The organism is Candidatus Eremiobacteraceae bacterium (genome assembly GCA_035314825.1).
In the GTDB taxonomy this organism is placed as follows: Bacteria; Vulcanimicrobiota; Vulcanimicrobiia; order Eremiobacterales; family Eremiobacteraceae; genus JAFAHD01.
The window spans coordinates 1-9,871 of sequence record DATFYX010000080.1; the positions used below are offsets into that span (position 1 = coordinate 1).

Here is a 9,871-nt window from a genome sequence, read left to right on the forward strand (position 1 = left end):
CAGCGCCGAAGTCGAGCGCATCGTCGGGCTCGAGCTGGGCGCGGATGATTACCTGGTCAAGCCCTTCTCGGCGCGCGAGTTCATCGCGCGCGTGCGCGCCATCATGCGCCGATCAGGCCAAGCGCCGCCGGCGCCCGGCCGCCGCCACAGCGCGGGCCCCCTCACGCTCGATGAGGACACCCGCGAGGTGACCGTGGAGGGCCGCGCCGTCAAGCTCAAGCCGCGCGAGTTCGACTTGCTAGCGTTGTTCGTGCGCAACCAAGGCCGCGTCTTCACCCGCGATCAGATAATCGAAACGCTGTGGGGTTTTGATTACGATGGCGATCCGCGCACGGTGGACGTGCACGTTCGCCGCCTGCGCCGCGCGTTGGGCGAAGGCGTCGCACATGCGAGCTATCTCCACACGGTTCACGGCGTCGGTTATAAGTTTGCCGCCCCGAGCCGCACTGCCGCGCCGGCCTGAGCGCCGCGCTCTCCAGTCACGCATCCCGGAGCTGCGCGCGCTGGTGGCGCCGTTGTTGGCCCTGTCCGCCGCGCGCCGCTCGGCGCCGCTGCTCTACCTCGAGCTGACCGGCATCGAGCGCGTTCCAAGGAGCCGCCGCCGCCGGGTCTTGGCCACGTACAAACGGGCGGTTGCCGCCGCGTTGCGCGCTGCGGTCGGCACGGCGCTTCGCCGCAGCGATGCTATCGCGGCCGGACCGGGGGCGCATTGCTTCGTCGCGCTTCTGGTCGGCCGCGCGGTCGCTGCGCCTGCTCGAGATGGCGTCGCCGATGCGCAGCTCGGTCTGATCGCCGGCAGGCTGCGAGCGGCGGTGCGGGCGCAGCTGCTCGAGCTGGCCGGGGCCGAGTTAGGACAGAGTGCGGGCGAGATCGGGGTCATCGCCGGATGGACGGTGTTGGATCCGGTCGCGGTCGCGCAGCCATTAGAAGACGTGCGGCAGGCGATCCGGGGCGCCGCGGTGGTCGCGCGGGTGGAGGCGCAACGCGCGCTCGTCCTCGCGGCGGTCACGCACGAGCTTCGCACACCGCTGATGTCCATTCTGGGCTACGCGGAACGGCTGCGCGACGAGGCGGACCTCACCCCCCACGCACGCGCTCATTACGGCGGCATAGTGGCGCGCGAAGCACGACGGTTGCACCGTCTTGTCGAGAGCCTCATCGACACCGGCGCTTGGACCGCCGGCAAGCTCGTCTTACGGCGCCGACAGCTCGATCTGCAGGCGCTGGTCCGCACGGCATGGGCGGCGTCGGCTGCCGGCGCGAGAGGCAGCAGGCCGCGCTTGGAGATCCGCGGCGATGCGCGCGCCGCGGTCGACCGCGAACGGCTGATGCAAGTCTTCATCAATCTGCTCGACAACGCGGCGCGCCACTCGCCCAAGGGCGCGCGCGTAAGCGTTCGCATCGCGCGGCGCGGCGACACGGCGGTCGTGGCGGTCGCCGACGAGGGACCGGGCTTTTCGCGGCGCGCGGCAGGCGCCGTCGGCACCCCGTTCGCGCCCGGCGCCGACGGACGTGCCGGCTTAGGTCTCTCGATCGCTCGACTGCTCGTCGAGGCGCATGGCGGGGCTGTGACCTTTGGACGAGGCCGCCGGCGCGGTGCACGCGTGTGCGTCAGCCTTCCGTGTCGCGGCACGCGAGCGACATGAGAATATGGTCACAACTTTCTGAGAATCCGGCGTACGCGCAAGGGTTTGCCTACTGCGCCCTGCGAAGCGTGCCGATGTCGTAGGAGTGAGCACCTATGCCGAGTTAGGAGCGCCCGCAGACTCCATGGAACCGGCCCACATCCGCCTGTACTGGACCTCGGCATTCGCCGGGGTACTTTTTTTGCTCACCTCGGCAAGCGCGTCGGCGCGTGCCACGGAGCTTCCCGCGATCTCCGCCGCGGCCGCCGAGTTCCACGGCGGCTCGACCGACACCGGGCAGATCTACACCCAATGCCTGCTCTCGACCGTGCGCTACGACGTCTCCTTTGAGACCGATCAGACGACCTACGTGATCACCGGCGACATCGGCGCCATGTGGCTGCGCGACGCGAGCGCACAGGTGCGCCCGTACCTGTTCTTCGTCGCCGATCCGGAAGTGCGCTCCATGCTTCGCGGCGTCATCGCGCGCGAAGCGAAGAACATGCTCGCCGACCCGTATGCCAACGCGTTCAATCGCGATTACAAGGTCGCCGAGGAGAAGTACGAGCTGGACTCGCTGCTGTACCCGATCCAGCTCGCCTGGATGTATTGGAAGCAGACCCACGATTCATCGGTGTTCACGCCCGAGGTCAAAGCGGCGTACGAGCGCGCGCTCGGTCTGATGCAGCTCGAGCGCGACCACACCTTCTCGACCTACCGCCATCGCGAGCTCATCAACGACGGCAAGGGCGCGCCGACAGCGGTCACCGGCATGGTATGGACGGCGTTCAGGCCGAGTGACGATCCCGCGACGTATGGCTACAACATCCCTGAAGAGATGTTCGCCGCCGTCGGTTTGGGCGAGCTCAAAGAGATCGAGGCCGACGTCTGGCACGACAATCTCAAGCGCGACGAGGTCGAGGCGCTGCGCGCCGGCATCGTCGACGGCATCAATCGCTATGGAATCGTCTACACGCCGAAATTCGGCTACATCTACGCCTACGAGGTTGATGGCTTGGGCCACAGCGTGCTCATGGACGACGCCAACGTCCCCAGTCTGCTGTCGATCCCGTACATGGGATTCGAGCCGGCTAGCAACGGCATCTACCAGAACACGCGCCGCTTCGTGCTGTCCAGCGACGATCCGTACTACTTCACCGGCAAGTATGCGCGCGGCGTGGGCAGTCCTCATACGCAGCACGGGTACGTCTGGCCGCTCGCGCTGGTGATGCAAGGTCTGACCGCCGCGGATCCAGAGGAAGTCTCAAACGTGCTCGCGGAGCTGCAGGCCTCAGATACCGGCGATCACCTGCTGCACGAATCGTTCGACCCGAACAACCCCTCGCAGTTCACGCGTTCCAACTTCGGCTGGCCTTGCTCGCTGTACTCGGAGCTGGTGCTCGACCGCGTCATGGGCTTCACGCCGCTGCCGACTCCAACCCTGTAGCGGTCGAATTCATTCGACCGTAGCGCCGCTCCGGGAATCCTCTTCTCCGCGCCGAACGAGCCTTATAAAGGAGGCGCGCGTGGCAATAACCCTTGTCATCGGTGCTCAATGGGGGGATGAAGGCAAAGGGCGCATCGTCGATTTCCTCGCCGCAGGCGCCCAAGTCGTTGGGCGTTTTGGAGGCGGTGCCAATGCCGGTCACACTGTGCGCGTCGGCGAGACGACGTACAAACTGCGCATCGTGCCCAGCGGCGTGCTGGCCGGAGCGGTCCATTGCATCATCGGTCCCGGCACGGTCGTGTCGCCCGCGCAATTCATCCAGGAACTGCGCGCTCTCGAATCTGCCGGCGTCGACGTCTCGCGCGTCTGGCTGTCGGATCTGGCGCATCTCATCTTGCCCTATCATATCGAACAGGACCGCGCCTCAGAGCGCGCGCTCGGCGCCGCTGCGCTGGGCACGACAGGCAACGGCATCGGCCCCGCGTATATCGACCGAGTCGCCCGGCGCGGCATCCGCGCGGGCGATCTGCGGGATCTGCCGCGCTGTCGTGAGATCATCACGCGCCGCGCGAGTGCGCTGGCGCGCGACGGGATCGAGGTGGACGCCGATGCGATCATCGCGGAGCTTGAGCGGCACGCGCCGATCGTGCTCCCACACGTGCGCGACACCGTCGGCATTCTCCACGGGGCGCTGCGCGCCGGCAAACGCGTCATCGCCGAAGGTGCGCAAGGCGCGATGCTCGATGTCACGTTCGGCACCTATCCGTATGTCACGTCGTCGGTCACGGTCGCCGGCGGCGCGGGAGCGGGTTTGGGCTTCGGGCCGACCGACGTCGAGCACGTGATCGGGGTCGCCAAGGCATACGCGACGCGCGTCGGTGCTGGGCCGTTCCCCACCGAGCTGCAGGATGCGGTCGGCGAGCGCTTGCGCGAGCGCGGCGCCGAATTCGGCACCGTCACCGGACGTGCGCGCCGCTGCGGTTGGATCGACGCCGTCGCGTTGCGCTATGTCGCCGCCGTGAACGGCTTGACGCATCTGGCGATCACCAAGCTCGACGTGCTCGACGGCCTTGACGAGGTCTGCGTGTGCACGGCATACGAAGACGTGCCCACTGGATCCGTTCCGTTCGCCATGGCCGCCCAGCCCAAAGTAATCCTGCGTCGCTTCCCCGGTTGGACGCAGCCGACGACGAGCGCACGAAGCTACGACGCGCTGCCCACCGCCGCGCGCACCTATCTCGACGCGCTGGCGGACGAGATCGGCGTTCCCATCTCGTACGTGTCGGTCGGCCCAGAGCGGACGCAGATCATCGTGCGCGAGAGCGCGCCGCTCGGCGCGCTGCCGCTGCGGGCGTGAGCGCGGCCGGCGCATTGGCCGCTGTCGCGCGCGCAGCGTCGCTCGCCAAAGGCGACGCGCTGCGGTGCCGGGCGCTCATCCAGTGGTTCCGGTCGCGGGCGTGCGATCGCTCAGCCTTCGCTAAGCGGGTTCTTCGGACGGCACTTGCGGGCGGCTCGCTGGGCCATTTCGAGTGCGCTGCACTGACGAGTTTTGATGCCGGCTGGCAAGACGAGACGGAGTATGACGACGCGCAAGCGGCCATGATGGAAACGGAGCTCGCTGCAGCCCATGAAGAGCGGTGCCGCTGGGAGGCGCTGCGGCGTGGTCTTGAACGGCGCATCGCGCGACGGGAGCGCGCGCACGCGTGTCTCGACTGAGCCAGGGCGAGGTCTTGCGGCTTGTCGTCGCCTTGCAGGGTGGCGAGGTTCCCGCGAGCGCGCCGGTCGTTGCACCCTCCGATCCCATCGCGGCGCCTGATCCTGTTGCGCCACCTGCGCCGGACGCAGAGGTCACGCGCGTCAAGAACGGAGTCGGCGCCGCCATCGAAGCCGGCTCACTCGCGGATGCGATCGCGACGGTCTTGCGCGAATATCTCGGTCGCGGCGTCATCTGCAGCCTGAGCACGGACGGCGCGCCGCCGCAAAACGCCATGCGCTTCGAAGCCGGCGATGCGATCGCGCTGCATGTGGATCTCGATGGTTCGTTCGCCGCGGTGTTAGCGGATATCGGCATCGGCGGCGATGGCACGAACACGCGCCACGCGAAGCGGATCCGCATCGGACGTCAGCTCGAGCCGCTCGTGCTCGATGTGATGCAAGCCATCGCTCGTGCCGCCTCGCTTGGGCCCTTGCACGAAGCCCGCTTCATCGACGTCGCGCGCCGGCACTCGACTCCCATCGGGTTCGGCGTGATCGAGCTAGGCACGGAAAGCGGCGCGTGGTCGGCCGGCGTGGCCGTGCGCGAACTGCGCGCGCCCGCGCCCGCGCCTCGCGCCGGCGCGCAACCGGACTCGGCAGGCCGGAAGATCGCGCCTGCGCCCCTCCCTCAGCCGGCAGCGCCGCGCGAAGTCGTCCACGCGGCTCCTGAGCCGGCGCCGGATGCGCCGGTGCGCACGGGCGCCGCAGCGCAGACAAGCGCACCGTCGCAGACGCGCGAGCGCCTGATAGGGGCGCGCGCACCCGCGCAAGCACACGCCGCATTCAGTGCCGCCGTCGAAGCCGCGCGCGGCCGCCTGGGCGAGATGACGCACTGTTCGACGGTGCTCGAGTCCGTCCAAGTCGAACGGGTCGATGCGCCGGCGCTGCAGCGAGGCGACCTCAAGCTGGCGCTGATCGCAGGAGGGCAAGGGTCGCTGGTGCTCAGCGCCGATCGCGAGACGGTCGCCAGCGTGGTTGCGAGCGTAACGGGTGTGGACCCCGTCGACGGTCACGAACCCGGAGCCGTCGCGGTCGACGCGGTCGAAGCGGTGCTGCGCGCTGCGCTGCGCGGTTTCGCGGAAAAGCTCCCAGCCATCGCCGGCACGCCGGCGCGCTTTGTGCGCTTGGACGAGGGAGCTCTGCCCGCTCGCAGTCCGCACTTCGCCATCGTCGCGCCGGTGCGCATCGGAGAGCGCCCGGCGACGCTGCAGCTGTTGGTCCCTGCATGGATGGCCGGAGCTCGCAGCGAGATCCGCGCGCCGCTTGACGCTCCCTGATCGCTGCGCGCGCGCCATGCGCGCGCTCGTGCAATGGTTCGGCCGTCGCACGGCATCGCCGCTGCGCCTGGTCGCATGGCGCGCGCTGCACGGCGGCGGCATGCTCTACGTGGCCGACATCGATCGCCGGCGCGTGGTGTTCGTGACGACCCCTCGCGCCGCGTGCCTGCTCGCCGCATATCGCGTCCGAACACGGGTGGAAGAGGAAGTCGCGTGCAGCCGCGTCTAAACCAATGAGCGATATGCCCAAAGGAACCGCCTCGTGAGTCGCAAGGTGCTCTATCCCCTGGTGTGGACGACCGTCTTCATCGCCTCGGCGCTTGGGGCGTTCATCTTCATGCGCACGCTCATCGTGCCCACCCCTGCCGATCCGACGCGCGACCGTATCCAAGCGCTGATCGACGAAGCCGATCAGCTGCGCAAGACCCTCGATGAGAGCCGCCGCGGATAGCGCGGCCGCTCGACTGACGCGCGACCCGATCACCCTCGACGATCTCCTGGAGAATGGCCAAGGCGTCGGCCGCGTGGACGGCTTGGTCGTGTTCGCGACCGGGGGCTTGCCAGGAGAGACGGTCAGAGTGGCAGTCGACGCGGTCAAGCGCAATTATGCGAGCGCGCACGTCACTGCCATCGAGCAGGCCTCGCCCCAACGCGTGGACTCGATCTGCCCGGTGTTCCCACGCTGCGGCGGATGTCAGGTGCTGCACCTCGCGTACGACGCGCAGCTCGAATGGAAGCAGCGCCTCGTGGGCGATGCGCTGCGCCGGCTGGGCGGCTTGGATGACATCGCGGTGGATGGGACCGTCGCCTCACCCGAGTCGCTCGGCACCCGCTACCGCAATAAGGTGGGACTCGTCACGCGTTTCGCCGGCGGCGAGATGCGCTTGGGGTTTTTCGAGGCGCGCAGCCATCGCGTCGTTCCGATCGAGGCCTGTCCGGTGCTGTTGCCGCGCTTGGACGCCGCGGTGAAAGCGCTGATCACCCTTGCCGTGGAAGCGCCGCAGCCGTTCTCACTGGCCCGCCACATCGTCGCGCGCGCTAGCGCGACGGGAGACGACCTGGTGATCTCCTTCAATGGGCCAAAACCGAACAAAGCCGCCGGTGCATATGTCGACGAGATTCGCCGGCGGATCCCCGAAACGACCGGCGTGGTCATCAGCTGGGAACTGGAAAACGAGAACGCGCTGTTCGGCGAGCGCTCCGCGACGCTATGGGGATCGCCCATACTGCAGGAGACGGTCGCGGGCGCGAAGCTGCGCTTCGGAGTGGCGTCGTTCTTCCAGATCAACACCGCGGTGCTGGAGCTGATAGCCCAGCGTCTCATCGAAGAGCTGGCCGGCGTGACGCGCGTTGTCGACCTGTACTGCGGCGTCGGCACGTTCGGCGTGATCCTCGGACTGCGCGGCATCGCCGGCACGGGCGTCGAATGGTTCAAACCGGCCGCCGACGAATGCGCCGCGAACGCCGCCGCCAATAGCGTGGTCAACGTCGCGTTTGAGAACGCGAGCGCGGCCGACGCGGTCAGCGGCGAGCGCGGGCGCACGCTGCTCGCCGGCGCGGAGGCGGTGATCCTGGATCCGCCGCGCAAGGGTTGCGAACCGCAAGTGCTTGAGGCTTTGGCCGATAACGGCGTCCCGCGCATCATTTATATATCGTGCAACCCCGCGACGTTGGCGCGCGATGCGAAGATACTGTGCGGCCGCGCCTACAAGATCGAGCGGGTGACGCCGTACGACATGTTCCCGCAGACCGGCCACGTCGAGGTGTTCGTCACCTTCCGCCGAGCGTAGATGGAGCGGTCGAATTCATTCGAACGAGAAGGATAGCACCGATGCCTGACACCCCGATCGATATCGCTCACGTCGCCAAGCTCGCGCGACTCGCGCTGACGCCCGATGAGGCGGCGCGCTTCTCGGCGCAGTTCGGCCGGCTGTTCGACTTCATCCGCGAGCTGCAAGAGCTCGACGTCGAGCACGTGCCCGCCACCGCGCAGGTCATCCCGCTGCGCAACGTGCTGCGCGATGACGCCGTGCGCCCGTCTCTTGATCACGACGCCGCCTTGAAGAATGCGCCGGCGACCGAGGGGCCATACTTCAAGATGCCGCGCATCCTCGAATAGATGATGAAGACCGGACACGAGATCCACGACGCCGTCATGGCACGCACGGCAAGCGCGTCGGAGGTCACGCAGGCCGCGCTGGACGCGATCGCGGCGACCGAACCGAAGCTTCGCGCCTATCTGACGTTGACGCCAGAGCGAGCGCTCGCTCGTGCGCGTGAGATCGACGCGCGCATCGCGCGCGGTGAAGACCCAGGCCGCTTGGCGGGCGTGCCCGTCGCCGTGAAGGATCTGTTCTGCACGCAGGGCGTGAAGACGACCGCCGGCTCGAAGATCCTCGAGAATTTCATCCCGCCGTACTCGGCCACCGTGGTCGACAGACTCGAGGCGGCGGGCGCGATTGTCGTGGGCAAGACGAACATGGACGAGTTCGCCATGGGCTCGTCGTGCGAGAATTCGGCGTTTCATCCGACGCACAATCCTTGGGATACGGCCGACGTGCCCGGCGGCAGCTCCGGCGGCAGCGCCGCGACCGTCGGTGCGCGCAACGTGCCGATCGCGCTCGGCACCGATACCGGCGGCTCCATCCGCGAGCCGGCGTCGTTCTGCGGCATCGTCGGCGTCAAACCGACGTACGGGCGCGTGTCGCGCTACGGCATCGTCGCTTTCGCGTCGTCGCTCGATCAGGCGGGTCCGATGACCGCCGACGTGCGCGACAGCGCCGATACGCTCGAGGCGATCGCCGGGCACGACCCGATGGATTCGACGAGCGTGGACGTCGCGGTTCCCCATTACGCGTCGATGCTGCGCGCCGATCTCAAGGGCGTGCGCATCGGCATCGTCGAGGAATTCGAGGAGAGCATCGCATCGGATGCCGCGATGTCGGCGCTGTACAAGAAGGCGTACGCGGATCTTGAAGCGCTGGGCGCGACGCTCGTGCCCGTGAAGCTGCCGCACGCCAAATACGGTCTGGCGACCTACTATCTCATCGCGCCCGCCGAGGCGTCGTCCAACCTCGCGCGCTACGACGGTGCTCGCTATGGCCTGCGGGTCGACGGCACCGACGTGTTCGCGATGTTCGAGGCGACGCGCGCGGCGGGCTTCGGACCGGAGGTCAAACGGCGCATCATCCTGGGCACCTATGCGCTTAGCTCGGGATACTACGACGCCTACTACGTGCGCGCGCAGAAGGTGCGCACGCTGATGAAGAAGGACTTCGACGACGCGTTCGAGCGCGCCGACGTGATCGCGTGCCCGGCGGTGTCGTGCCCGCCGTTCGAGCTCGGCGCGAAATCGCAAGATCCGGTCGCGATGTACTTGATGGATTTCTTCACGATTCCGATGAGCCTGGCCGGCGTACCCGCGCTGTCGGTCCCCGGCGGCTATGTGAACGACCTCCCGGTCGGCCTGCAAATCGTGGCGCCGGCGTTCGAGGAAGGGCGCATGTTCGCGGTCGCGCACGCCTACGAGCAAGCCACCAAGCACGCGTGGGCACGCGAACCGGTCGTCCACGGCGGTTCCCGATGAGCGGCGTCATGAGCGAGCAGGCGACCGAAGCGGTCATCGGCCTTGAAGTGCACGTCGAGCTGCTGACCGCGAGCAAGATGTTCTGCGGCTGCCGCAACGCGTTCGGGGCTCCGCCGAACACCAATGTGTGTCCGGTCTGCCTGGGCTTCCCCGGCAGCCTGCCGGTGGCCAACGCTAAGGC

The 9,871-nt window shown here is 68.0% G+C and carries 11 protein-coding genes; all 11 read left to right on the top strand.

All coding sequences use genetic code 11. From position 1 onward, the window contains the following. The coding region (locus VKF82_11570) for a response regulator transcription factor (protein ID HME82694.1) at nucleotides 1-463 on the top strand (463 nt) is incomplete at its 5' end. Between the two features lie 43 nt (nucleotides 464-506). Beyond that, nucleotides 507-1,646, top strand: coding sequence for an ATP-binding protein (locus VKF82_11575; GenBank protein ID HME82695.1), 1,140 nt, complete (start codon nucleotides 507-509; stop codon nucleotides 1,644-1,646). A gap of 124 nt (nucleotides 1,647-1,770) precedes the next feature. After that, a complete protein-coding gene (locus VKF82_11580) occupies nucleotides 1,771-3,072 on the top strand; it encodes a glycoside hydrolase family 125 protein (protein HME82696.1) in 1,302 nt (433 codons plus the stop codon). 79 nt (nucleotides 3,073-3,151) lie between these two features. Beyond that, nucleotides 3,152-4,429: an adenylosuccinate synthase gene (locus VKF82_11585; protein ID HME82697.1), complete on the top strand. Its 1,278-nt coding sequence runs from the start codon at nucleotides 3,152-3,154 to the stop codon at nucleotides 4,427-4,429. After that, nucleotides 4,426-4,788 carry a hypothetical protein gene (locus VKF82_11590; GenBank protein ID HME82698.1) on the top strand — a complete coding sequence of 121 codons (363 nt, stop codon included), beginning with the start codon at nucleotides 4,426-4,428 and terminating at the stop codon, nucleotides 4,786-4,788. Before VKF82_11585 ends, VKF82_11590 begins: the two co-directional genes overlap by 4 nt. Next, nucleotides 4,776-6,104, top strand: coding sequence for a hypothetical protein (locus VKF82_11595; GenBank protein ID HME82699.1), 1,329 nt, complete (start codon nucleotides 4,776-4,778; stop codon nucleotides 6,102-6,104). Before VKF82_11590 ends, VKF82_11595 begins: the two co-directional genes overlap by 13 nt. Beyond that, nucleotides 6,091-6,333, top strand: coding sequence for a hypothetical protein (locus VKF82_11600; protein ID HME82700.1), 243 nt, complete (start codon nucleotides 6,091-6,093; stop codon nucleotides 6,331-6,333). Before VKF82_11595 ends, VKF82_11600 begins: the two co-directional genes overlap by 14 nt. A 33-nt stretch (nucleotides 6,334-6,366) precedes the next feature. After that, on the top strand, nucleotides 6,367-6,555 hold the full coding sequence (locus VKF82_11605; GenBank protein ID HME82701.1) for a hypothetical protein: 189 nt from the start codon (nucleotides 6,367-6,369) through the stop codon (nucleotides 6,553-6,555). Beyond that, nucleotides 6,536-7,894, top strand: a complete 1,359-nt coding sequence (gene rlmD, locus VKF82_11610) for a 23S rRNA (uracil(1939)-C(5))-methyltransferase RlmD (GenBank protein ID HME82702.1) — start codon at nucleotides 6,536-6,538, stop codon at nucleotides 7,892-7,894. Before VKF82_11605 ends, rlmD begins: the two co-directional genes overlap by 20 nt. Before the next feature lie 41 nt (nucleotides 7,895-7,935). After that, complete coding sequence (gatC, locus tag VKF82_11615) at nucleotides 7,936-8,223, top strand: Asp-tRNA(Asn)/Glu-tRNA(Gln) amidotransferase subunit GatC (protein HME82703.1); 288 nt, start codon at nucleotides 7,936-7,938, stop codon at nucleotides 8,221-8,223. Further along, nucleotides 8,224-9,690, top strand: coding sequence for an Asp-tRNA(Asn)/Glu-tRNA(Gln) amidotransferase subunit GatA (gene gatA / locus VKF82_11620; GenBank protein HME82704.1), 1,467 nt, complete (start codon nucleotides 8,224-8,226; stop codon nucleotides 9,688-9,690). Nucleotides 9,691-9,871 lie beyond the last annotated feature (181 nt).